General features: G+C 41.6%; 24 protein-coding genes and 1 riboswitch. Of the genes, 21 read left to right on the forward strand and 3 right to left on the reverse strand.

From position 1 onward, the window contains the following. The first annotated feature begins 40 nt into the window (after positions 1–40). Together E2491_RS03755 and E2491_RS03760 are read left to right on the forward strand one after the other, a co-directional pair. The gene (locus tag E2491_RS03755; RefSeq protein WP_134372890.1) at positions 41–592 is read left to right on the forward strand and encodes a thioredoxin family protein; all 552 of its coding nucleotides are present in this window, start codon (positions 41–43) and stop codon (positions 590–592) included. Between the two features lie 173 nt (positions 593–765). Next, positions 766–1,743, forward strand: coding sequence for a diacylglycerol kinase (locus E2491_RS03760; protein WP_134372893.1), 978 nt, complete (start codon positions 766–768; stop codon positions 1,741–1,743). 135 nt (positions 1,744–1,878) lie between these two features. On the opposite strand, the gene E2491_RS03765 is transcribed toward E2491_RS03760, so the two are convergent. Continuing rightward, complete coding sequence (locus tag E2491_RS03765; RefSeq protein ID WP_134372896.1) at positions 1,879–2,322, reverse strand: NUDIX hydrolase; 444 nt, start codon at positions 2,320–2,322, stop codon at positions 1,879–1,881. A gap of 196 nt (positions 2,323–2,518) precedes the next feature. On the opposite strand from E2491_RS03765, the gene rlmD reads away from it, so the two are divergent. The 16 genes from rlmD to E2491_RS03845 all read left to right on the forward strand — a co-directional run bounded on the left by rlmD (position 2,519) and on the right by E2491_RS03845 (position 17,936). Further along, positions 2,519–3,898, forward strand: a complete 1,380-nt coding sequence (rlmD, locus tag E2491_RS03770) for a 23S rRNA (uracil(1939)-C(5))-methyltransferase RlmD (RefSeq protein WP_134372899.1) — start codon at positions 2,519–2,521, stop codon at positions 3,896–3,898. Between the two features lie 412 nt (positions 3,899–4,310). Then, positions 4,311–4,412, forward strand: a riboswitch (purine riboswitch). Positions 4,413–4,601: 189 nt separating this feature from the next. Continuing rightward, the gene (locus E2491_RS03775) at positions 4,602–5,750 is read left to right on the forward strand and encodes a NupC/NupG family nucleoside CNT transporter (protein WP_244093873.1); all 1,149 of its coding nucleotides are present in this window, start codon (positions 4,602–4,604) and stop codon (positions 5,748–5,750) included. A 532-nt stretch (positions 5,751–6,282) separates the two neighbouring features. Then, positions 6,283–6,483 carry a hypothetical protein gene (locus tag E2491_RS03780; RefSeq protein ID WP_134372905.1) on the forward strand — a complete coding sequence of 67 codons (201 nt, stop codon included), beginning with the start codon at positions 6,283–6,285 and terminating at the stop codon, positions 6,481–6,483. A gap of 16 nt (positions 6,484–6,499) precedes the next feature. Continuing rightward, positions 6,500–7,237 carry a tRNA pseudouridine(38-40) synthase TruA gene (gene truA / locus E2491_RS03785; protein ID WP_134372908.1) on the forward strand — a complete coding sequence of 246 codons (738 nt, stop codon included), beginning with the start codon at positions 6,500–6,502 and terminating at the stop codon, positions 7,235–7,237. A gap of 187 nt (positions 7,238–7,424) precedes the next feature. Next, positions 7,425–7,871, forward strand: coding sequence for a staygreen family protein (locus tag E2491_RS03790; RefSeq protein ID WP_134372911.1), 447 nt, complete (start codon positions 7,425–7,427; stop codon positions 7,869–7,871). 832 nt (positions 7,872–8,703) lie between these two features. Further along, entirely contained in the window at positions 8,704–10,374 is a 1,671-nt protein-coding gene (locus E2491_RS03795) for a methyl-accepting chemotaxis protein (RefSeq protein WP_134372914.1), read from the forward strand. 356 nt (positions 10,375–10,730) lie between these two features. After that, entirely contained in the window at positions 10,731–11,102 is a 372-nt protein-coding gene (locus E2491_RS03800; RefSeq protein WP_134373005.1) for a Na-translocating system protein MpsC family protein, read from the forward strand. Between the two features lie 135 nt (positions 11,103–11,237). Beyond that, the gene (locus tag E2491_RS03805) at positions 11,238–12,242 is read left to right on the forward strand and encodes a sodium-dependent bicarbonate transport family permease (RefSeq protein WP_134372917.1); all 1,005 of its coding nucleotides are present in this window, start codon (positions 11,238–11,240) and stop codon (positions 12,240–12,242) included. 13 nt (positions 12,243–12,255) lie between these two features. Beyond that, the gene (locus E2491_RS03810) at positions 12,256–12,741 is read left to right on the forward strand and encodes a carbonic anhydrase (RefSeq protein WP_134372920.1); all 486 of its coding nucleotides are present in this window, start codon (positions 12,256–12,258) and stop codon (positions 12,739–12,741) included. Positions 12,742–12,762: 21 nt separating this feature from the next. Further along, the gene (locus tag E2491_RS03815; RefSeq protein WP_134372923.1) at positions 12,763–13,005 is read left to right on the forward strand and encodes a DUF6407 family protein; all 243 of its coding nucleotides are present in this window, start codon (positions 12,763–12,765) and stop codon (positions 13,003–13,005) included. 248 nt (positions 13,006–13,253) lie between these two features. Continuing rightward, the gene (locus E2491_RS03820) at positions 13,254–14,363 is read left to right on the forward strand and encodes a GGDEF domain-containing protein (RefSeq protein WP_134372926.1); all 1,110 of its coding nucleotides are present in this window, start codon (positions 13,254–13,256) and stop codon (positions 14,361–14,363) included. Between the two features lie 135 nt (positions 14,364–14,498). Next, the gene (locus E2491_RS03825; protein WP_134372929.1) at positions 14,499–15,008 is read left to right on the forward strand and encodes a YehS family protein; all 510 of its coding nucleotides are present in this window, start codon (positions 14,499–14,501) and stop codon (positions 15,006–15,008) included. 103 nt (positions 15,009–15,111) lie between these two features. Beyond that, positions 15,112–15,744 carry a transporter gene (locus E2491_RS03830; RefSeq protein WP_244093874.1) on the forward strand — a complete coding sequence of 211 codons (633 nt, stop codon included), beginning with the start codon at positions 15,112–15,114 and terminating at the stop codon, positions 15,742–15,744. After that, positions 15,744–15,995 (forward strand): DUF6429 family protein, encoded by a 252-nt coding sequence (locus E2491_RS03835; RefSeq protein WP_134372932.1) that lies wholly within the window; start codon positions 15,744–15,746, stop codon positions 15,993–15,995. Before E2491_RS03830 ends, E2491_RS03835 begins: the two co-directional genes overlap by 1 nt. A 189-nt stretch (positions 15,996–16,184) precedes the next feature. After that, positions 16,185–17,141 carry a LacI family DNA-binding transcriptional regulator gene (locus E2491_RS03840; protein ID WP_134372934.1) on the forward strand — a complete coding sequence of 319 codons (957 nt, stop codon included), beginning with the start codon at positions 16,185–16,187 and terminating at the stop codon, positions 17,139–17,141. A gap of 18 nt (positions 17,142–17,159) precedes the next feature. Next, entirely contained in the window at positions 17,160–17,936 is a 777-nt protein-coding gene (locus tag E2491_RS03845) for a Cof-type HAD-IIB family hydrolase (RefSeq protein WP_134372937.1), read from the forward strand. 184 nt (positions 17,937–18,120) lie between these two features. Here E2491_RS03845 and E2491_RS03850 read toward each other — a convergent pair whose 3' ends face one another. Both E2491_RS03850 and E2491_RS03855 read right to left on the reverse strand, forming a co-directional pair. Further along, the gene (locus E2491_RS03850) at positions 18,121–18,933 is read right to left on the reverse strand and encodes a sensor histidine kinase (RefSeq protein ID WP_166805777.1); all 813 of its coding nucleotides are present in this window, start codon (positions 18,931–18,933) and stop codon (positions 18,121–18,123) included. Between the two features lie 158 nt (positions 18,934–19,091). Further along, positions 19,092–19,790, reverse strand: coding sequence for a LytR/AlgR family response regulator transcription factor (locus tag E2491_RS03855; protein ID WP_134372943.1), 699 nt, complete (start codon positions 19,788–19,790; stop codon positions 19,092–19,094). 165 nt (positions 19,791–19,955) lie between these two features. Between E2491_RS03855 and E2491_RS03860 the strand changes: the two genes are divergently transcribed. From E2491_RS03860 to E2491_RS03870, 3 genes are all read left to right on the forward strand, one after another. Continuing rightward, positions 19,956–20,708, forward strand: a complete 753-nt coding sequence (locus E2491_RS03860) for an ABC transporter ATP-binding protein (protein ID WP_134372945.1) — start codon at positions 19,956–19,958, stop codon at positions 20,706–20,708. Beyond that, positions 20,698–21,855 carry an ABC transporter permease gene (locus E2491_RS03865; RefSeq protein ID WP_134372948.1) on the forward strand — a complete coding sequence of 386 codons (1,158 nt, stop codon included), beginning with the start codon at positions 20,698–20,700 and terminating at the stop codon, positions 21,853–21,855. The genes E2491_RS03860 and E2491_RS03865 overlap by 11 nt, the downstream gene beginning before the upstream one ends. Positions 21,856–21,946: 91 nt before the next feature. After that, positions 21,947–22,393 (forward strand): hypothetical protein, encoded by a 447-nt coding sequence (locus E2491_RS03870; RefSeq protein ID WP_134372951.1) that lies wholly within the window; start codon positions 21,947–21,949, stop codon positions 22,391–22,393. Positions 22,394–22,517: the final 124 nt, after the last annotated feature.

A 22,517-nucleotide genomic window follows, 5' to 3' on the forward strand; every position in this document is an offset into this window, starting at 1 on the left:
CGATTCAAAATATGCGATTCTTAAAAAAGAGGTGATTAACATGACAAAATTAAACGAATGGTTCGAAAAAGGGCTGACTTCTGAGCAATACATCGATCAGATGGAATCCCACAAAGAAAATATGCAAAAAGTGTACGATGAATTTAAGCTACCTGAAGATCAGACTTTTTTTGATCAACTGAAAGAAAAAAATCTTAAAGCGATTGTCCTGACAGAAGACTGGTGCGGCGATGCGATGATGAATAATCCTGTTTTGCTTAAGCTAGCTGAACAGTCTGGAATGGAGGTCCGCTTTCTGCTCCGTGACAGCAACCTTGAACTGATGGATCAATATTTAACAAACGGAACATCGCGTGCGATTCCGATTTTTATCTTTATAGATGAAAACGGAGAGGAAGTGGCTAAATGGGGGCCGCGGGCTGAAAAAGTTCAATCATTTGTCGATGAGGCAAGATCCAACCTTCCTGCGCAGGAAGATCCGGCATTTAAAGACGGACAAAGCCTGATGATTAAGCAGTTAACGGCTGCTTACACTGAGCGGGAGGATTTCTGGAATGAAGTATATGAAGAGCTTAAACAGACATTAAGCTAATTGTGGTAAATAACGTCATTTAGCGGTATGATAAGAATAAGTCAGGGAGCTGGCTTATTCTTTTTTGTTTACATATTGATAAAAGAGACTATAATTTTATAAGTATGCTTACAGCTGATCAGAAGAAAACATGCTTGTAACTGATCGATTATGAAAAAGGCAGGCTGAATATCATGAAACGAGCACGAATTATTTATAATCCGACTTCAGGCAGAGAGCTTTTCAGAAAGCATCTGCCGGAGGTATTAATGAAACTTGAACAGGCTGGATACGAGACGTCCTGTCACGCCACAACGGGTGCAGGTGATGCGACGAACGCGGCCGCCATTGCGGTGGAACGCGGCTACGATCTTGTGATTGCAGCCGGTGGTGACGGCACGCTGAATGAAGTGATCAATGGCATTGCAGAAAAGCCAAACCGTCCGAAAATTGGTCTGATTCCAATGGGAACAACCAATGATTTTGCACGCGCTCTTCACATCCCTCGGGATATTGAAAAAGCGCTTGATATCATCATAAAGGGTGACACGATTCCGGTTGATGTTGGACGGATGAATGAAAAATACTTTATCAATATTGCCGGTGGTGGCCGGATGACAGAGCTCACTTATGAGGTGCCAAGTAAGCTGAAAACCGTTTTGGGACAGCTGGCTTATTACCTAAAAGGGATTGAAATGCTGCCATCCTTCAAGCCGACACACGTTCGTATTGAATATGACGGGAAAGTATTTGAAGGGGAAGTAATGCTGTTTTTAATCGGTCTGACAAACTCGGTCGGCGGCTTTGAGAAGCTTGCGCCGGATTCCTCCATTAACGATGGACTTTTTACACTGATGTTTTTAAAGAAAACAAATCTCGCAGAAACGATCCGGATCATTTCACTTGCCCTTCGCGGAGAGCATCTGAACGATCCGCATCTGGAGTATATTAAAGCAAACCATATTAAGGTCATGTCACCTGAAATGGTTCAGCTGAATCTCGACGGGGAGTTTGGCGGGCTGCTGCCGGCTGAATTCCAGAATTTGTACCGCCACATTAACGTGTTTGCGCCACTTGATCAGCTTCGTAAAGAGGATCGTGTGGATGAGGATAAGAATGTAGTGCTGAAGAATAGTATTATTGATGATGAAGACCAGGAAAACCCGGCGTGATGGCCGGGTTTTTATACGTTTATTGAGGTGTGAAATGTCCAATCGATGCAAGTACACGCCTTTAGAAAAAACTTATCCGATATAGAAATTAAACAAACTAAAACCCCCGCCTGATCAATCAGGCAGGGGTTTGTTTTACTGATAAATCCACTCAACGGCATTATCCATATCGGCTGCGAGCTTGGAGGCTTCGTGAAGAGGACGCCATTCAAAGTGGAATTTCATGCCGCCATCCTCGCCGTCACCGTCCACAACGTAGTCCCACTCATCATCTGCCGGACGGGTGAGAGATAGATGAAAGAAGTTGCGCTCATAGTATTTAGAGCGGTCTTCTGAATAGTACATCTGCTTATGCAGCTTTCCCTGCAGCTGAAGCTCATCACGCTTCAGTCCGCTTTCTTCTTCAACCTCGCGATACAGTGCATCAATCAGCAGTTCGTCATCCTCAACGCCTCCGCCTGGCACCTGGAGGCCAGCTGATGGATCCTGTTGTGAAAAGACCAGCAGTTCCGTCTGTCCGTTCCGTTCGCGTGTAATGTAAGCAAGTACCTTTCTTGTTACGATAGGTGATTGTCCCATACTGCTTCCTCCTTTTTTTAGAATTATTTGAATAAAAAGAATAGTTTCTCCATTCTACAGTCCATGCAATAAAAAATCAAGGTTAAAATGGTAAATATGTTATTCCCTATTTCCGACAGGTTGAAACTAAATCCCTTATCGTCCGAAAGTATGCTACAATAATGGGCAGCGATTCTAACATAAAGGACGATGAATCATGACGAAAAAACAGGCTTTACCTGTTCAAAAAAACGAAGAATATATCGTAACAATAGAAGACTTAACCCATGAAGGACATGGTGTTGGAAAAGTGGAAGGGTATCCGCTCTTTATCCCGCTCGCTCTTCCTGGTGAAAAGGTGAAAACTAAGGTTGTTAAAACAACAAAAAATTTCGGGTTTGGCCGTCTGATGGAAAATCTTGAACCGAGTGAAGACCGTGTTGAACCGCCATGTCCAGTGTATTACAAATGTGGAGGCTGTCAGTTGCAGCACCTGAGCTATGAAGGTCAGCTGAAGGCGAAGCAAAAGCAGGTTGAAGATGTACTTGAGCGGATTGGCAAGTTAAACGGTGTAACTGTTCATCCAACGCTCGGAATGGAAGATCCGTGGCGCTACCGCAATAAAAGTCAGGTTCCTGTCGGGATTGAAAATGGCCGTGTGATCGCAGGCTTTTATGCACAGAGAAGTCACGACATTATTGATGTAAATGAATGTATCATTCAGGAGCAGGTCAGCGATCAGGTGATGAACCTGGTGAAAAAAGAGGCGGAGAAATTTGGTATCACTCCATACGATGAAGCCCGTCATAAAGGCATTTTAAGACATGTCGTGATCCGTTATGGCCGCACATCCGGCGAAGTGATGGTTGTCCTTGTTACGAGAACAAAAAATCTGCCTCACGCTGATGAACTGGTGGAAGTGCTTCGCGATCAAATTGAAGGACTCACTTCAGTTGTGCACAATATTAACGATCAGAAAACAAACGTCATTTTAGGAAATAAAAATAGAACGCTTTGGGGAAGAGACGTGATTTACGATTCAATCGGGGATGTCCGTTTCGCCATTTCCGCCCGCAGCTTTTATCAGATTAATCCTATTCAAACTGAGGTTCTTTATAAAAAAGCACTTGAATACGCCCAGCTTAATGGTGAGGAATCTGTCATTGATGCTTATTGCGGAATAGGCACGATCTCACTCTTTCTCGCACAAAAAGCGAAGCATGTTTTTGGCGTGGAGATTGTTGAACAGGCGATTGAGGATGCAAAAGCCAATGCTGAACTGAACGGATTTACGAATACGTCATTTAAAGCGGGCCCGGCAGAGGAAGTGATTCCTGCGTGGCATGAAGAAGGCAATAAAGCAGTCGTCATCGTCGTCGATCCGCCACGCAAAGGCTGTGACCAGGCACTGCTTGACACGATTCTTGCCATGCAGCCAAAGCGGGTCGTCTATGTCTCCTGTAACCCCGCCACCCTTGCCCGCGATCTGAGAATTCTGGAAGACGGCGGGTACGAGACGAAGGAAGTGCAGCCTGTTGATATGTTTCCGCAGACGAGCCATGTTGAGTGTGTGGCGCAACTCGTTTTAAAAGGATAGCTAATTAATATGTATGCAATAAACACTTCCAGGTTTCAATTTGATAAAAAGAGCTAAGCAGGGAATTTTAGTGATATTTCAAAAAGGCAACTAACCTTTATGGTGTTGCCTTTTTAGATTGTCCAAAAAGTGTATTGAGCGAATATAAAATACACTCTTATTGTCCTGAGTAATCTTTTTCAACCAACTTGTGCAAAAGAAGGAATGTTGTCTTTGTTTAAGGAATTTTTTTGCTGTTTCTCTTAAACATACAGAGGTTTTTTGTGGGTTTAGAAACTTGCCTGACTGTTAATTGGCTTGCTATTACAGAACCACAGTCATTTCTACTCTATTGATCGTGTGAACTTTCGCAATATATAATCTTTAAGATTTCATATTGTGCAAAAGTTATTGTTCATGTTAAAGTCTCAAAATAAACTTCATATGAATTCCTTATATATCTATGGTGATATGGACCATAAGTCTCTACCTGGCAACCTTAAATTGCCGGACTATAAGGAAAGTCATTCTATGCATGTAAAAAGTGTATGGGGCTTTCTTTATATTGGGAGAAGGTCACATACGCTTTTTTCTTTTTTGTAAGTGGTCAGACATCATACGACGAAGTAGATGTATAAGTAATTATTGGAGTGAACATATCACCTGGAGGTATCTTGCTTTGAGTATTATTTATGGCGTTTTTTCATTGATAGGAGTCTTGTTTTTGGCATGGCTTTGGAGCAGCAAGCGTTCTGCTATTAATTGGCGCATTGTTATTATAGGGATTGTTCTTGAATTTCTGCTTGTTTTGTTCGTTTTGAAGGTTCCCTTTGGACAAACCATTCTGAATAAGGCCGCGCTTGGTGTTCAGGAGGTCATTGATTACAGCACCGAAGGAATTATGTTCGTCTTCGGAGGCTTTTTCGAGGAAGGGACGAACATTACTTTCGTCTTTGCGATTAATGTTTTAGGCGCGATCGTTTTTATTTCTGCAGTCATTTCTGCTCTCTATTATTTGCGTATCATTCCCCTCTTTGTGAGATATATTGGGATTGGGCTCGGCAAAATTTTAGGTACAACAAAGGTGGAATCGTTCAATGCGATCGGCAACTCCTTTTTAGGCTTAGTGGAAGCTCCATTATTGATCAAGCCATATTTAAGCAAGTTAACCCGCTCAGAGGTTTTTGCTGTGATGGTTGGAGGAACTGCATCGGCAAGCGGGGCAATATTAATAGGGTATTCATTAATGGGAATTGATATGAAACTGCTGCTTCTTTCTGTTTTCAGCGTGCCTATTGTTTCCCTTGTCATTGCCAAAATAATGGAGCCTGAAACAGAGGAATCGCAGACAAATGGCAACATCTCTCTAGGTAAAACCACGCATACCAATGTTTTCGAAGCCATTTCAGATGGTGCATTAAACGGAACCAGGCTAGCCATCAATATTGGAGGGCTCCTGATTGCTTTTATGGGAATTCTCGCGCTGATTAACGGTCTGCTTGGTCTGCTTAATACAGATCTTTCCACTGTCTTTGGCTATATCTTCTTTCCTTTGGCGCTGTTGATTGGCATTCCGATGGATGAAGCATTTAAGGCAGCCTCTATTATAGGCACCAAGCTTTCTGTTAACGAATTTGTCGCGTTCAACGAGCTGTCTTCACTCATGAATGATCTAACACCAAAGACAGTGGCCATTCTAACAGTTGCACTTTGTAATTTCGCCAACCTGTCATCCATTGGGCAATTAATTGTTGGATTAGGTTCCCTTGAGCCCAGCCAACAAAAAACTGTATCCAAATTAAGCCTCAAAGCCATTGTGGCAGGAACCCTGGCAAGCTTTATTACAGCCATTATGGTCAGTATCTTAATTTAAAATGATAACGATAGTGAAGATCTTGCAGAGTAGTCCAAGATAAGCTGAAAAGTATACAATCAAATATTTGAAAGGAACCAATCTGAGATATCTGCTGATTGGTTCTTTTTAAACAGGGTGATCTAATCTTGAACTCTAAATAGTGATTGTATAAATAATTGAATTACCGCAATTATATGACCGCATTCTAAATCATATTTGAAGATAAAATCCGGATTGATCATGCTATAGACAAGTTTATTCGGAAAGAGTGATGACATTTCCAGCTGAAGTATTTATTTAAAAGACTATTTACAGCCGTTATTATATCTGAAACAATGTGAGAGGCAGACAATGTTAAAGTAGCTAATAATGAATACAGTTGCCTCGAATGCAAAATTAGCATTAGCATCAGGAATGAGCTATAGAACTTTATTACAAAAGACAGTGCTGGGATTTCCTGCATCTGTGTTTTTAAATACTATGTTCATAAACAGGTGATATTGAATCCGTAACCTGGCTTGCAAAGAAATAAATTTCCCGGGAGGACACCATGGAAGCAAATAGAAAATGGCTATCAATACCCGAACAAACGAGAAAAATGCTGATCGGAAATGTATTCTGCTCTCAATGTCTGGATGCGGTGACGATAAAAGATTTTATCATAACCGGTGATCCGGCTGGGGTTGTCCTAGAAGGCAAGTGTGCAGCGTGTGGGCATCCTGTAGCAAGAGTAGTTGAAATGGATAATTAAAGAACAAGGAGAGTTTATGAACAATTACAAATTAACGATTCAGTATGACGGCGGCCGATACAAGGGCTGGCAGCGGCTCGGAAATAGTGATAATACAATTCAGGGTAAAATTGAAAATGTGTTAACTGAGCTTGCTGGGGAAAAGATTGAAATCATCGGTTCCGGAAGAACAGATGCCGGGGTACATGCGCTCGCTCAAATCGCGAATTTTAAGATGCGTAAACACGCAACTGAAAACGAGGTTATGCAGTACCTGAACAGGTACCTTCCACATGATATCAGTGTGATTGATGTGACCTTGGAGCACGACCGTTTTCATTCCCGGTACAATGCTAAGGATAAAACGTATTTATATAAGATCTGGAATAAGCCGTATACACATCCCTTTATGAGAAAGTACAGTATGCATATAGAAGGTAAGCTTGATATCAATAAAATGAGAAAAGCATCTCAGCATTTCCTTGGGGAGCATGACTTTACATCGTATTCCAACGCAAAGTCGAAGAAAAAGTCTATGGTGCGTGAAATATATTCAATTGAGATCCATGAACAAGACGGCTTTATCGAAATCAAAATAAACGGAAACGGCTTCCTTTATAATATGGTTAGAAAAATCGTCGGGACGTTAATTGAGGTTGGATTAGGAGAAATAGATGCTGCCGCAATACCTGGCATTCTTGAATCAAAAGAAAGAATTCAAACAGGCCGTATGGCTGATGCAGAGGGATTGTATTTGGAGAAGGTCGGTTTTTAAGTCCAGGCTTCTTCAAAATGACCTCAACAGTCTGATGCGTTAGAGATAAATATCATCACATGCTTAAGCATTCACTAAAATGTAGTGGATGCTTTTTTATATATGCTCATGCAATTGAACATACATGATTGGGGAATCACATAAATTTGTGAGTGTGAACTGGTGTATAGAGTAGGAGGTTGATCGATTGAAAAAGCTCAATCCAGAACAGTTATACGCTAAATTCGGAAATGGTTTAACCATGATGGGACCAGTCATAGGACGTAAATATACGTTAACGCACTCCGATATCACTGCAGATCTTTTTCTCACGATTAATCAGCAGTTTGATTATGAGAAGGTTAATGCTATGAGGGATGAAGTGCTTGCGGAATGGAAAATGGCTAATGGATGTCCATTTCTATACGTATCTGTGTATGTAGACGGAGCGTTTGATCCTGAAGTCACTGCTTTACGGGATGCCATTTTCAGACGTGAGCTGCCATTAGCTTTAGAGGCAATCAGATATGGGGACAGAAGGTTCTTTGCAGCTCATTCAGCACTCGACTTTGCGCCAATCTGGATTCATTTTAGTTCAACAAATCCACTGTACAACAAGTTTGAGTACTGGGGCACTCCGGGTGATTATCAGTGATAGGTGTTTGTCTGTCTAGGTAAAATAAATTGAAGCAAACAAGAAAAAGGGCTTCTAGAAGATAGGAATGCACCTTCAATTATCACCCTGGTTGCATCATGCTGAGGAAAGTGGAGTAGTGTGCCAGTAAGGTGGGTTTGTAGCAGATACTTAGAGAAGCTGACTTGGTAACATTGTTTTATTTGATAGATTTTTTGAAATAAACCCCTGAATCCTTCTTTATATAAACGATTCAGGGGTTTTGGTTTATCTTTTGGAGTTTTGAGGAATAAAATAAAAGTCATTTGCATATTTAAAGTTGTCCTTCTGACAAATTTCTACTTTCGAATTTATCAAATATAAGGTTTTTACACGATGGATAATCATAAAAAATAACATTTACATAAATTTAGTTATCCACTATAATTAGTCGCAGAGTTGTATTTTTCATTATTCACCATTTTTCGACATTTTGTTTATTACCCATTCATTATCATACCTCTAAGAGTCTTCACCCCTACAAGCAATATACCTTCACCATGACCCGACATTTAAATATTCCATACAAAAATTCTTAAAAAAACCTACTCTTCAATCATGTTGTTACTTATTTGGCGCCCTGTTGACACGATTAGATTGCCTGGTGTCTGTAACTCCGCCTGCAATTGAAGCAGTAGGTTTTGTTGTTCTTAAAAATAGTCTGACGACCCATGATTCAAATTTTTGCGGAACGAAGCACTATTTCCCTGTTACATCTGACAAATATCTGCACAAATAGTTTTAAGCAATAGTTTTCATAGATCAGTTTCAGAAGCTTATGGTGCATATTTTACTTAAAGGGAGAGTGTTTTAGATGTCGATTGGAAGAAAGATTTTGTTTAGTTTTCTCGCTATTTTTCTGTGTATTGCCGGGATTGTAATTTTCAGTGTTGCCGGGTTGTTTAATATTAAAAACGAGAGCAGCAGTATTGTGAATGATGCGATTCCTTTATCAAATGCAGCAAATAATATATTGACTGCGCTTGTGAATCAGGAAACGGGTATACGTGGATACCTCGTCACCGGGGATGAAGCATTTTTAGAACCTTATTATGCCGGACAGGAGCAAATTAATAGTAACCTTGAAACAATCAATTCGCTTTCTGCAAACCATCCAATCATGGCGGGTTTAATCAATGAAGCTGAGCCGAAAATTGAAGCTATACAAACATTTTTTGAATCAGAAATTGCCCTTGTGCAGGCTGGGGAGATAGAGGAAGCCCGTGCCAATATTGGTGATGGGAAAGCCGCTTTTGACTCTTACCGGGAAACGCATCAGTTAATCTATGAAGATACGTTGAAACTGACAAATGATGCATGGGAGAGAACCGAAAATCAGGTCAGCCAAAGTCTGTTAATTATTGTTGCGATTACAGTATTTGCTCTGCTGATCACGATTGCCATCTATGTTTATTTAACAAGAGCGATTACAAATCCTGTTAAGAGATTTATTCAAACGCTTCAGGAAACGTCACAGGAGAATTTTACGATGAATTCAAAAGACGAGGTTAAGGTGCTGGAGGCTTCAGTTACCAACTTAATTTCGAACGTCAAATCCACGATCGAAACGACAAAGGATTCCATTATTCAGGTTGCTTCATCTGCTGAGCAGTTAACAGCAAGCGCGGAGCAGACAGCCAGTGCTACAGAACATTTAGCCCAGCTTGCGCAGCATAATTCGGAAGGCGCAGAGGTTCAGCTTAACAAAATAAATGATGTATCAGCTTCTCTGGAAAAAATGGTGCAGGTTGTTGAAGTCATCAATTCAGACAGCATCAAAATGAGTGATTCTACAAAAATGACGAATGAACAGGCTGATAAAGGAATACAGTCGATTCAGCAGGTTGTCAATCGCATGAATGATGTGAAAACAGCGTTTAGTGATATGAGCATGTCTATAAATTCATTAAGCAATCGTTCAAACGAAATAGGGAATATACTTGGACTCATTACAGATATCGCTGATCAAACAAACCTGCTGGCTTTAAATGCAGCAATAGAAGCGGCAAGAGCAGGCGTGCAGGGTCAGGGGTTTGCAGTTGTGGCAGATGAGGTGCGGAAACTGGCAGAGGAATCAAGAAAATCAGTCGATCAAATCTCTCAAATGATTCATGATATCCAGATGGATACGAAAAAGACCGTTTCTCTTATCGATGAAGGGAATGTTAAAGTTAATGAAGGTGTAGAAGCAACTGAAGTGGCTGAACAATCCTTTGGTCAGATCAGTCAGTCGATTAAAGATGTATCGAGCAAAGTAGAAAATGTTACGTTGTCCATACAGGATGTAGAGCAATTAAGCATTCAGGTTTCAATACTTATAGAGAGTATCCAGGATGTTGCAGTGAGAAATGTAGGTGCAAATCAGGATAGCTCTGCTGCTACTGAGGAACAGCTCGCAACAATGGAGGAAATATCTTCTTCCGCTCAGTCATTAACACATTTGTCTGAAGGGTTACAGGAAGCAGTTTCGCAGTTTAAATTATAAAAGTTTTTTAGAACATTTTAGCCTTAGCAGCTCTAATGGAGAGGGCTGAATGAGTGAATGCCCTCTGTTTAATTGTAAACTGAAGATATTGTGGGAATAAAATACATCAAGTGATGTCTATTGACACGAAAAAAAAATTAACGTATTTTATTATTAATCAAATATCCGAGAGATTACATTTGTCTTTGATGATGGAGTGGATTTAAGCAGGTCGTTAACCATGTGTTGGCGGGATGAGGAAATCCGTAAAGGTTATCAAAGCTGGAATTAGAATATATCGGTTTATTTTCTGACTAAGGGATTAGTCTGGGGATAGGCCGGTTTTTTGTTTGGAGGGAGCAGAAATGGTGATGAAAGTGACAAAGACAAAGGGCTCGATTGAAGCGGAGATCAGCAAGGCGATCACCCAGTGGGAGAAGGATTTTCTCGGGAGAGGTTCAGTGTCAGTGAAGGCAGATATTTTAAGAAATATGATCATTGTCTGTCTGAATGGCATTTTGACACCTGCAGAATACCGTGTGTGTGAAACATTAGACGGTATGCTCTCTGTTAAAAGGACACGCACGGGCCTTGTAGAGTCAGGTGTTGATACGCTGAAACAGATCATTCTTGATATCGCTTCAGTTGAAGTGACAAGCTTTTATACCGACATCAGCTCCGTCACGGGTGAGCGGGTTATGGTGTTTAAGCTCTCAGAAAATCTTGAGAAAAAGCTTAGTGAAAAATAATGAGGGAGTTCTTTAAAAGACAGTTTGTCTGTTAAAGAAAAACCGGCCTTTCCATGTATACAGCATTGTCTGTATGCCTGTTGAGAGTGCCGGTTTTTTTATTGGGTTCCTTTTATGTGTCCAGGAGGTAGGACGATGAATGAGATTGTGATGCAAAATTTGCTGTCACCGGTTGTTTTATTTTTTGTGCTGGGAATCATCGCAGCGCTGGTGAAGTCTGATCTGGCTTTTCCAAAAGCACTGAGTGATGCATTAAGTATATATCTGCTCATTGCGATTGGATTGAAAGGTGGAATAGAGCTTGCGAACTATTCGATCGAATCCGTTTTCGCACCGATTTTAGGAGCATTATTTCTGGGAGGAATCATCCCGCTACTGACTCTAGGTGCGATGAGAATGATAGGGATGGACTTGAAAAACGCAATAGGTCTGGCAGCTACCTATGGGTCCATCAGTATTGTCACTTACGGGGCTGCTGTTGCTTTTATGGATCAGACAGGCACTTCCTATGAAGGATTTATGAATGCACTTGTTGTGCTGATGGAAAGTCCGGCCATTCTTGTTTCTTTACTGCTGCTTAAGGTGCTGGAGAATAAAAAGGAGCTCACCGGATATGCCCAGCGCGCAGGCTTTGTTGCCTTCCCGACCGGATTGATTGATAAAGAAGTGATCAGAGAGAGTCTGTTTGGTAAAAGTGTACTTTTGCTGATGGGCAGTCTCTTCATCGGGTTGGTTCTTGGAGAAAGTGCGATCCCGACTGTTAAGCCACTGTTTATTGATTTATATAGCAGTATACTTATTTTGTTTTTATTAAATATGGGACTCATTGCCGGTAAGAGATTGCCTGAGATTAAGCAGTATGGTTTCAAACTTCTCGCCTTTGGTATGGTTGCGCCGCTTGTGTTTGGCACGATTGGTGTTGTGGTTGGAAGCCTGGTTGGTTTGTCACTTGGAGGCACTGCTCTGATGGGGGTTTTAGCAGGAAGTGCTTCTTACATTGCTGCTCCTGCTGCATTAAAAACATCTGTGCCGGAGGCGAACCCATCGATTTATCTCGGGCTGTCTCTTGGTATCACATTTCCGTTTAATTTGATCATTGGAATACCTGTTTATTTTGAAATCGCAAAATGGATTCAATAAGGAGGAAAAACAGATGAGAATGATGGATCGTATTGATACAAAAAAAGCAATGGTGATTACGGATTTCGATCAGGAATTGGCATCTTCTTTTAAAGAAATTACAAATCGCGATGCAGAGGAGCTGCTTGTCTTTAACAGCTATGGAGCCCTGATTTCACAGCCATATGGATGTTTGATGAGAAACGTGATTCTAGCCCTTTATTATGAAGGTGTTCAGGACATTTATATTTTGGCAGAGAATGCGCAGCAGCATGACCAGGATGATCTGCTTGAGAAAATGAAGGAAGCGGGCATCACGGAACACACATTAAAAACCTTGAATTATCTGGATGCCGTCCAGCATAATGTACTTAATTGGCTTGCTGGACCGTCTGATGTCCACGAAGCGATGAGAAAAAATAAAGAGTTGATCACAAAGCATCCGCTTATTCCGAAAACAGTGACGGTCCGTACCTTTATAGTCGACCGTGAAACAGGTGGATATGAGGAGGTTTATTGACAGCTCAAGAAGGAGAATTCGATGAACTTTGAGGATTTTGCGAAGGATTATTGGAAAGAGGATTTGTATTCTTTCGTCATAGAAGCGCTGACGTTTTACCGTATGGATTCAACGGTTGAAACGGAAGAGACGAAAAGTCCCTTACCATTTCTATATCTCAGCTCCATTGCGGAAGAAAATATGCTGTCAAGACTGATCAGCATTGCCACGGAATTTCCTGATATTGAAGCGGCTTTTGGTGGAAGAGTGATCAGGGATTATTAAGAATGGCAGTTAGTTGGTAAAAAGATCTGATATCATTCAGGTCTTTTTTTATTCAATCAGATAGATCTCACCGCGCATTTCGCTGGCTGTTACTCTGAAAATAAGAGGTGCTGATACATAATAATGTATTAATTTGTGAAATTTCTGAAAAAATTATCTTTAATTCGAAAGAAAATAGTAGGATAATAGAATTATTCTTACCGCAGGGTCAGGTCATTTCATCATAGCAGCATTGGAGGAGACAGAGAGTGGAATATGCTGTTCAGTTTCAGATTAACATTTTTGCGCTTGCGATTTTGTTTGTGCTTTATGCGATCATGAGGATGAGATCAAGGGTGGAGAGCTACAGTAAATCGCTGTTGTTGATGATCATGCTGACCGGTGCCATTGCCATTGTGATGGAACCGTTAACCTGGATCTTTGACAGTAAGCAATTTCCCGGCGCTTATTTTCTGGAGTATTCAACGAATTTTCTCTTATTTTTATTAGGTCCGATACTCGGTGGATTTATGCTATCGTATGTGGATTATCATCTGTTTAAAAATCCCGGACGGATTAAAAAGAGGTGGTATTACCAGGGAGCCAGTGTACTCACCTTTCTCGTATTAATTATGAACGTGTTTTATCCGGTTTATTTTCACATCGATCCGGTTCGAAACAGCTTCAGCAGTGGTGATTTTAAGGACTTACACTATGTTGTGCTCGGCAGTTTTTATTTATATATGCTGTTTTTTGTTTTGAAAAACAGAAGAAGGACACATCCTTATGTTGTTTTACTTTTTATCGGTTTTTTCCTGCTTCCGATTATTGGGATGGTGGTTCAGCTATTTGATTCCAAGCTTTATTTTTCATGGACGACTATTGTGCTGAGTGTTCTGGCTTCGTACACGTTTCTGGAATCAACCACAACGGAAGAGGATTTCTTAACAAAGCTTTACAATCGTCAGAGCTATGAATCCTACTTAAAATACTTAATAGAAGGAAACCGAGGTTTTTCTATCATGCTGATGGATTTGAATCACTTTAAAGAAATTAATGATCAGTTTGGACATCAGCGTGGTGATGAAGTGTTAGTGGCATTTGGCCAGGTGCTGAAGAAAACGTGTCAAAAGAATGCTTTTGTGTGCCGGCTTGGTGGTGATGAGTTTGTAATCGTGATCGAGAAGGATCAAGTGCACGCTGAAAAAATTATAAGTGATATCAGGCAGGCACTCAGCCGGAGTGAGGATCCACTTTTACAGCAGCTAAGCTTCAGTTATGGCTATCATCATTATCAGGACTCAATGACGATGGATGAGCTCTATGCGACAGTTGATCAGAAGATGTATCAATATAAACGTGCTATGAAAACGGTCTAATAAGTTGCCTCATTTCCTCATACAAAGATGAGGAAAGGGGGCAATTTTGATTTCACTCGGGAAATGCACTGCAATCATGTTATAATTCTTAAAGGGTCAACGAGACCTTTTAAATGAAAGGTAAGGAGTTTTCACATGACTAATAACGATATTCTCGTTCGTTTACGATATGCACTGGATTTGAAAAATCAGGAAGTGGTAGAGATTTTTGCGCTTGGCGGCTATGAAGTCACGATGGATGACGCGCTGAAGATCCTGACTAAAACGGTTTACGATGACTGGGGTGAGCCGATCGAAACGGATGACCACATGAAGTGTACAAATGCGATGCTGGAGTCATTTTTAAATGGTCTGATTGTATTTAAACGTGGACCTCAGGAACCAAGACCCGGGCAGTCGGCGCAGCCGGAGCGGTTAATTAAAAATCAGTCGAGCGTCAATAATGCACTTCTAAAAAAAGTGAAGATTGCGCTTGCTTTAAAAAGTGAGGATATGCTAGAAATTTTCAAGTCAGCGGGTGTGAACGTAACAAAAGGTGAACTAAGTGCCCTGTTGCGTAAAGAGGGACACAAGAATTATCAGGAATGCGGGGACAAATACGCGCGTAATTTCCTGAAAGGGTTAGCACTTAAATACCGCTCCTGACAAAGGGCTCAATGAGATACTCATTGGGCTTTTTAAATTGGCTTGAAACTTTTGCCGGATGAATGGCGTAAAAAAGTAAATGATTTTAGAGAAGAAGCTGATCATGATGCCTATGCTATTAACAAAACTTTATGAAGCGTTTATGATTGCGCTCGTTATCTTTACGATCACGACACTGTGGAGTGATCAGCCATACAATTCTATTCTGAATTGGCTTGTCTGGCTGGTTTTCTTTGTGGATTTTATGGTCCGCTTTTTGCGATCTGATGGAAAGTGGGATTATATTAAAAAGCATCCATTTATGGTCATTGCGATTATTCCATTTGATCAGTTTTTTCAGACAGCGCGTATTGTCAGGGTTATTTATTTGTTCCGGACCAAAACAATTACGAAGCACTATGTAAAGCCAGTCATTGATAGGCTTAGTGATGCGTCAAAGCTGATGATTCTCCTTGTTATTTTTGGCGTTTTTATGGTTGAATCCATCGTCATCTGGCAGCTGAATAATGTCATTGCGACTTATGAAGACGCGCTGATCTTTATTTTCAGCCAGCTGCTGTTTTTTGGACGAAGGCTTTTTGAGATTGAGTCGGGCTATATGTACGCTTTTGTGATCTTCAACTCTATTATTGGGGTCATTCTTCACGGTCTCGCCATTCAGTGGATCTTTTCGCAGTTTGAAGGAAGATTTGATAAACTGAAAAAGAGATTTTTTTTAAAGGAGGAGCGATTCTGATGGAGAGAAACTTTGAGGAAATCAAGGAACTGACCCTTCTATTGCTTTATCTGACAGCGTTTCACGATCATGACTTTCCCGATTTTAAGAGGAGTTGGAAGGGCTATGATTTTGGAGCGATGAATAAGCTTGCTGATGAGAAACTGATACGAGATAACCTGAAATCAAAGTCAAGGTCTATTGTTTTTACAGATGAAGGTGAAAAAAGAGCGCAGGAGCTCATTCAGAAATATTTAGAGAAAAACGGCTAATAGGCTTGACCTGAAACGCGTTTCATCCTTTACGTTCAGTTTAACGGACGAAAGGGGGAGACGCGTATGTTTTATTTAGCAGGAATGTGTGCAGTAGTTTACTGGGCTTGTGTTTCGGGAAGCCGGGTGAGACCCGAAAAGGTGCAACCGATTGAATCGATTGAGGATTATTTTCGTTGAGGTGAGAGGATGGCAAATATTCGTGATGTGGCTAAGAAAGCGGGAGTATCGGTTACAACGGTTTCAAGGGTCATAAATGAGCATCCGTATGTGAAACAGGAAAAACGGCTTGCTGTTCTTATGGCTATGGAGGAAGTGGGTTATGTCAAAAACATTAATGCTGTGCATTTGAGTAAGGGAACAACCGGTATGATCGGCATTGTACTTCCCTTTATCGATCACCCGTATTTCGCCTCTTTATTGAACGGTTTGGCACACGAAGCAAGGGTTCACCAGAAGAAGCTTGTTTTATTTCAGACGGATTATGAAATAGATCATGAGCTTGAAGCGCTTGAGCTGTTGAGGCAGAAACAGCTGGACGGGCTCATATTCTGTTCACGGCAGTGCAACTGGAGCGTGATTGAAGCCTATCAGTCTTATGGAACGATTGTGATGTGTGAGAAAATGGATGAAAGAATCTCTTATACATTTGTTGACCATTACCGTATTTTTCAGGAAGCGCTCGGGTATTTAAAAAAGAAGGGGTATGAGCGGATCGGTTATTGTATTGGAAGACGTTCGGGCTCAAACAGTCTGGCCCGGGAGACCGCTTACCGGGATTTTTTAGTAGAGAAAGGTCAGCCTTTTCGTGAAGAATGGATATTTGATGGCTGTTACGATCTTGAGGATGGAGATAGTGTAGTTCAACAGCTTCAAGACCTTGAGAAAAAACCTGATGCGCTGCTTGTAACAAGTGATCACGTTGCGGCAGGTATCATGTCAGCTGCGGGGAAAAGAGGGATTCGTATCCCTGAAGATCTTGCGGTAATCGGTTTTGATAATCATCCAATCGCAAGGATGCTGTCGATTACGACCTTTGACCTTCCTTTAGAGGAAATGGGAAGAAACCTGTTCAGACAGGTGCTGAGCTCTGACGTGTCCAGCACCGAAATTTCTGCTACACTTGTGGAGCGTAAAACTGTTTAAAAAGAAAGTTGGGTTACGATGAAAAAATCAATCATCTTTTTTGATATTGACGGAACGCTGCTGGATCACGACAAGAAGCTTCCGGCTTCAACAAAACAGGCGATTTTTGATCTTCAGGAAAAAGGACATGTGGTGGCTATTGCAACAGGCCGCGCGCCGTTTATGTTTGAGGATCTGAGAAAGGATCTGGGGATCAAAACATTTGTCAGCTATAACGGCCAGTACGTTGTATATGAAGGTCAAGAGCTATATACGAATAAACTTAATGCGGAAGCACTGGATGAGTTAACAAAGAAGGCGATTCGCAATGAGCATCCTGTTGTCTATATGGATCATCAGGATATGAAAGCCAATGTACCCGAGCACGCCTATATTGAAGAAAGCATTGGAACCCTGAAGATCGGCAGAGTGCCGCTGCATGACCCGCATTATTACCGTGAGCGGGATTTATATCAATCACTGTTATTTTGTGAAAAAGGAGAAGAAGAACCTTACCGGGAAGCCTTCGGGGAATTTGATTTCATCCGCTGGCACCGCTACTCAGTCGATATTATTCCAAAAGGCGGATCAAAGGCCAAAGGGATCGAAAAAATCATCGAACAGATGGGCTTTGCACCAGAGCAGCAATACGCCTTTGGTGACGGCCTGAACGATATCGAAATGCTAACCGCAGTTGAAAACAGCTTTGCGATGGGCAATGGACTGGATGAAGTGAAAAAGTCGGCTAAGTTTGTCACGAAGGCGGTTGATGAAGATGGAATTGTGCATGGATTGAAGATGGCTGGACTACTGTGAACCTGGGGGACGGAGCGGGTGTTCATTTTTTTAAAATTGAACGGGCGCTCCGTCCCCTTTTTTCCTGATCAGAGGAAACACCCGCCAAATTCTTCGAACCACCAGTATTATTTTACGAACCCCAGGCGTGATCTTTCGAACCTCAGACAAAATCCCGCGAACCTCCCCCCTCACTTGGTTTGTCTCACCTGATCGCGGGTACCTTAATCTTCACGGTGAATTCTTCGTTTTTGTAGGTAAAGTCCAAATGTCCTGAATGAAGTGCAACGGTTTCTTTTATAATTTTGGTACCGAGTCCTTCGTGAGCCCCTGATTTTGTAGTGATGCCGCTTTTTACATAGAGGTTGTCGAGAACGTCTGTTGGAATGGGCAGACTTTGATTGGTACAGGTCAGGATGTAAAGTCCGGCTCTTTTTTGAAATTGAAGGGTAAGGAAAGCGGGCTGTTGCTTTTCTTTGCTCCATTCAATGGAGGCATCTATTGCGTTTGAAAGCAGGTTGCCGATGAGTTTGACCATATCGGTATCCGGAACGGGCATTGAAGAAAGTGGCTGTTCGAAATCATAGATGACATTGACTCCGGTTTTTTCCCCCTTGTGCCTCATTTGATGGAGAATTCCTGCAGTGGCACCACGCTCTCCTTTAATTGAGAGATTCGTTTTTTCATAATCCTGAACAAGTGTATGGAAGTAGTCTTTCGTTTCTTCAAACTGGTTGTTTTCAAGCATGATCTGCATCGCTGACACGTGTTTTAAAAAATCATGGCGTTCCTGGCGTACGATCTGAAACGTTTCATTCATCTGTTCACGCTGTCCTTCTAAAAGAGAGATCTCTTTTAGAGACGTGTTTATAAATTTATTAAAATAGATTCTGCAGCCTTCTATCACGGCAGATCCGATCAGAATCATCAGTCCGGTCAGGAGCTTTTCTGTTTCAAATTGTGAAAGAAGGAGAACCAGCTGGAGTCCCCACAATGCCATGTTTATAATCAGGTTCAACTGTATGTTGAGTCCCTGCAGTTTGAAATTCAAAATCAAGATTACGATAAGGCTAATCGGCCCTGATACATAAAAAGGTGTTTGAAAGAGCATGGTCAGATGAAGAGTTAAAAGGACTGTCAGGAGTCCCGGATAAACATAGCGCACGAATTTCACCTCTAAAAATAGTTTTCCTGCAGAAATTCCACTTTTTCCTTCGTGATCATTGCCTGCTCCTCCAGTCCCTCGAAGGTGACAGTATAGGAGTTTTTAGCATAGAGGGAAAAGTTTTTAACGAAATGAATGTTGATGATAAAGGAGCGGTGGGAACGGAGGAAATCACGTTCTCTGAGTTCACCTTCCAGCTCATTTAAGGTCTGATAGGTTTTAATCGTTTCGTTTTTTGTGTAAATCGTTGTTGAACGGCCGGACCGCTCGATAAAGATAATGTCCTGTTTATTAATGATATGTATATCGTTTTTCTGCTTCAAATATAGTCGGCCTGTCATTTCGGAAGATTTTGTTTTTTGCTCCAGACGCTGGATGGATTGAATGAGCCGTTCTTTCGGATAAGGCTTCAATATATAATCATGCACGTTCAATTCAAAGGCATGTACGGCATAACCGCTGTTCCCTGTAACGAAAATGACGGAAATATTCAACGCGTGGGAATGAATGATATCAGCGAGCTCATAGCCTGAGAGATTGGGCATTTCAATATCGGCAATTAACAGGTCAATGCTTTCGTTTTTAATATGCATATAGGCTTCATCCGCAGACTGAGTGTCAAAAACAACTTCCACATCGTCGATCGTCTGGACGATTCCCCTGAGTTTATCAAGATCAATTTCCCGGTCATCCACAAGACCAATTTTCATATTCGTTCATCCGTTCACAGTTAGAGTTTTCTTTATTTTAGCATCAAAAAGTCGTATTTGGTCATTTTCACGACATAAAATGGATATTTCACGACAGAACTGAAGATTTGGAACTGAACAATTTGTATGATGAGAGTAAGAAATAACAGACAGAGGTGAATGTTCATGATCGAAATCAAAGAAGTGACTAAAAAGTTTCAGGATAAGAAAACATCGGTGACGGCACTTAAGCATATTTCATTTAGTGTAAAGAAGGGCCAGACGATCGGACTGCTTGGTGAAAATGGGGCAGGGAAGACGACCTTGCTGCGTTCGATTGCCACACTCATTTCGCCGACAGAAGGGACGATTACGGTAGCAGGATTTGATACGGAAAAGCAGCCTTCTGAGATCAAGCGGAAGATCGGGGTTTTGTTTGGAGGAGAGACAGGATTATACGATCGGTTAACAGCAAGAGAAAATCTCGTTTACTTTGCATCGTTATATGGATTAAGCAAGCATGAGACAAAGGTGCGGATCGATGATTTGTCCAAAATGTTCGGTATGCGTGATTACCTGGATCGCAAAGTGGGCGGTTTTTCAAAAGGGATGCGCCAGAAGGTTGCGATTGCACGAACGCTGATTCATAACCCGGATATTATTTTGTTTGACGAACCAACGACTGGTCTTGATATTACATCTTCCAACGTGTTCCGTCAGCTCGTTCATCAGTTGAAAAGAGAAGGGAAAACGATCATTTTTTCCAGTCACATTATGGAAGAAGTCTCGCTGCTGTGTGATTCCGTTGCGATGATTCACAAAGGTGAGCTCGTTCATTATGGGACGCTTGAAGATTTGTACCGTTCAGAAGGTACGAAGGATTTGAATTATATTTTCATGAGTAAATTGGTGAGAGGGGATCGTCACTATGCTTCTTAATATATTTAAAAAAGAGATGAAGGATTCGTTTCGCGACAGGAGAACGCTTTTATTAACGGTTATTCTGCCGATCGTGATGATGACAGGACTCGTGTTGTTTTATGAAAACCTTGTTTCAGATGGTTCTGATGAAACCTATACGCTTGCAGTTGATCAGTCGATTCCTACAGAGGTGACGTCTGGACTTGAGCAGATGGGAAATATCGAACTGATCACTTCAGATTCTCCTGAAGAAATGGTCCGTGAGGGAGAAGCACTTGCGGCTTTAAGTTTTGATGAGACATTTACAACACGGGTTGAAAATGGGGAGCCGGCAGAGGCGGTTCTGACAGGTGACTCTTTCAGTCAGAATGCATCTATTTTAATGAATATGGTGACGACTGTTTTAACACAATATGAGCAGGTCATTGTAGCAGAACGTCTTGAAGCGGCAGGAACAGACCTTTCAATGATTGAGCCGTTCGTGATCAATCAGCAGGAACTGTCGCAGGAAAATACGAACGTGAATTTAATTGCGATGCTGATTCCACTCATTTTATCGATTGCGATCGGTGTTGGAGCCAGCCCTTCAGCAGCTGACTTATTCGCCGGAGAAAAAGAAAGAAAAACAATGGAAGCCTTGCTGATGACGCCTGTGAACCGTATGAACCTGCTCACAGCGAAATGGCTGACCATTGCGTCAATTGGAACGATTACCGGAATCATTACCTTGGCTGTTGTCATATTGGAAATCTTCCTGCTGACTGAAAACCTGAAAGGGGCACTGAGTCTGTCAGACAATGCAGTACCAGTCATCGCAGCCGCCCTTTTAACAACTGTCATGTTTGCCATGTTCACAGCGACATTACTGATGATCGCAAGCATTGCAGGAAAAACCGTGAAAGAAGCACAAAGCTATGCTACACCAGTCACAATGATCTCTATCTTTCCACTAATGATCATCACTGGAATCGGCGTCAATGAGCTTACCAACACACACTTCATGATCCCGGTGCTCAATATCTTTACAATCTTAAAAGAACTGAGCTTTGGCATTGTTGATGTACAGCATATTCTATTGATGGCAGGAAGTAACCTGTTATGTGTAGTGATCGCGTTTGTGGTTGGAAGAGTGATGTTTTTGAAGGATAAATGGGTGATGTCATGATAATGGGGACGGAGCGGGTGTTCATTTTTTAAAAATGGAACGGGCGCTCCGTCCCCCTGTTCTGTATAATACAGGAAAGGGGGTAGGGGTTTTGGTTATTAGTGAGAATAGAATTGCTTACATATTACGTGTGATTGGTGTTTTTATTTTTGTTTCAACAGGATTAACAGGCATCATTTTGATGGTTCAAACAGATAGTCTTTGGGGAGGTATACCGGTTATTTTCAGCGGTTTTGTGTCAGGGATGCTGTTTGTCGGTTTTTCCGAGGTGATCAAGCTTTTGCAGAAGATTTATAATCAGCTGGCTGGTCCGGTGGAGACTGTAACAGCTGCTGAAAAATTGTCACCTGAGATTGCAGGAGAATATTCTGTCAGTCAATCTGCCAGAAATGAAATTACGGAGTTTTTCAACTCAAAAGGGCAAAAGGTTTCAGACATCAAAGCCACGAGTAAAGAAGACTTCTACTTGGTTGTGGTTGATGGTGATGAGCTGATGGTTGAGCTTGGAGGATTTAAGCCAATTGTAAGGAAGAAGTAATGAAATAGGGGGACGGAGCGGGTGTTCATTTTTTAAAAATGGAACGGGCGCTCCGTCCCCTCATTTTCGATTCAATAGTCCCGATTCCGGGAAACTCGCAAAGAATCTTGTGAACCAGGCTGAA

The sequence above is a fragment of the Jeotgalibacillus sp. R-1-5s-1 genome, assembly GCF_004405105.1.
Taxonomy (GTDB): Bacteria; Bacillota; Bacilli; order Bacillales; family Jeotgalibacillaceae; genus Jeotgalibacillus.

Coding starts and splice junctions, on each gene's coding strand:
- E2491_RS03830 (WP_244093874.1), top strand. CDS start 15,112: ATGATGCCTATGCTATTAACAAAACTTTATGAAGCGTTTATGATTGCG.
- E2491_RS03865 (WP_134372948.1), top strand. CDS start 20,698: ATGCTTCTTAATATATTTAAAAAAGAGATGAAGGATTCGTTTCGCGAC.
- E2491_RS03755 (WP_134372890.1), top strand. CDS start 41: ATGACAAAATTAAACGAATGGTTCGAAAAAGGGCTGACTTCTGAGCAA.
- E2491_RS03780 (WP_134372905.1), top strand. CDS start 6,283: ATGGAAGCAAATAGAAAATGGCTATCAATACCCGAACAAACGAGAAAA.
- E2491_RS03835 (WP_134372932.1), top strand. CDS start 15,744: ATGGAGAGAAACTTTGAGGAAATCAAGGAACTGACCCTTCTATTGCTT.
- E2491_RS03840 (WP_134372934.1), top strand. CDS start 16,185: ATGGCAAATATTCGTGATGTGGCTAAGAAAGCGGGAGTATCGGTTACA.
- E2491_RS03845 (WP_134372937.1), top strand. CDS start 17,160: ATGAAAAAATCAATCATCTTTTTTGATATTGACGGAACGCTGCTGGAT.
- truA (WP_134372908.1), top strand. CDS start 6,500: ATGAACAATTACAAATTAACGATTCAGTATGACGGCGGCCGATACAAG.
- E2491_RS03765 (WP_134372896.1), bottom strand. CDS start 2,322: ATGGGACAATCACCTATCGTAACAAGAAAGGTACTTGCTTACATTACA.
- E2491_RS03810 (WP_134372920.1), top strand. CDS start 12,256: ATGAGAATGATGGATCGTATTGATACAAAAAAAGCAATGGTGATTACG.
- rlmD (WP_134372899.1), top strand. CDS start 2,519: ATGACGAAAAAACAGGCTTTACCTGTTCAAAAAAACGAAGAATATATC.
- E2491_RS03855 (WP_134372943.1), bottom strand. CDS start 19,790: ATGAAAATTGGTCTTGTGGATGACCGGGAAATTGATCTTGATAAACTC.
- E2491_RS03795 (WP_134372914.1), top strand. CDS start 8,704: ATGTCGATTGGAAGAAAGATTTTGTTTAGTTTTCTCGCTATTTTTCTG.
- E2491_RS03805 (WP_134372917.1), top strand. CDS start 11,238: ATGAATGAGATTGTGATGCAAAATTTGCTGTCACCGGTTGTTTTATTT.
- E2491_RS03815 (WP_134372923.1), top strand. CDS start 12,763: ATGAACTTTGAGGATTTTGCGAAGGATTATTGGAAAGAGGATTTGTAT.
- E2491_RS03860 (WP_134372945.1), top strand. CDS start 19,956: ATGATCGAAATCAAAGAAGTGACTAAAAAGTTTCAGGATAAGAAAACA.
- E2491_RS03825 (WP_134372929.1), top strand. CDS start 14,499: ATGACTAATAACGATATTCTCGTTCGTTTACGATATGCACTGGATTTG.
- E2491_RS03760 (WP_134372893.1), top strand. CDS start 766: ATGAAACGAGCACGAATTATTTATAATCCGACTTCAGGCAGAGAGCTT.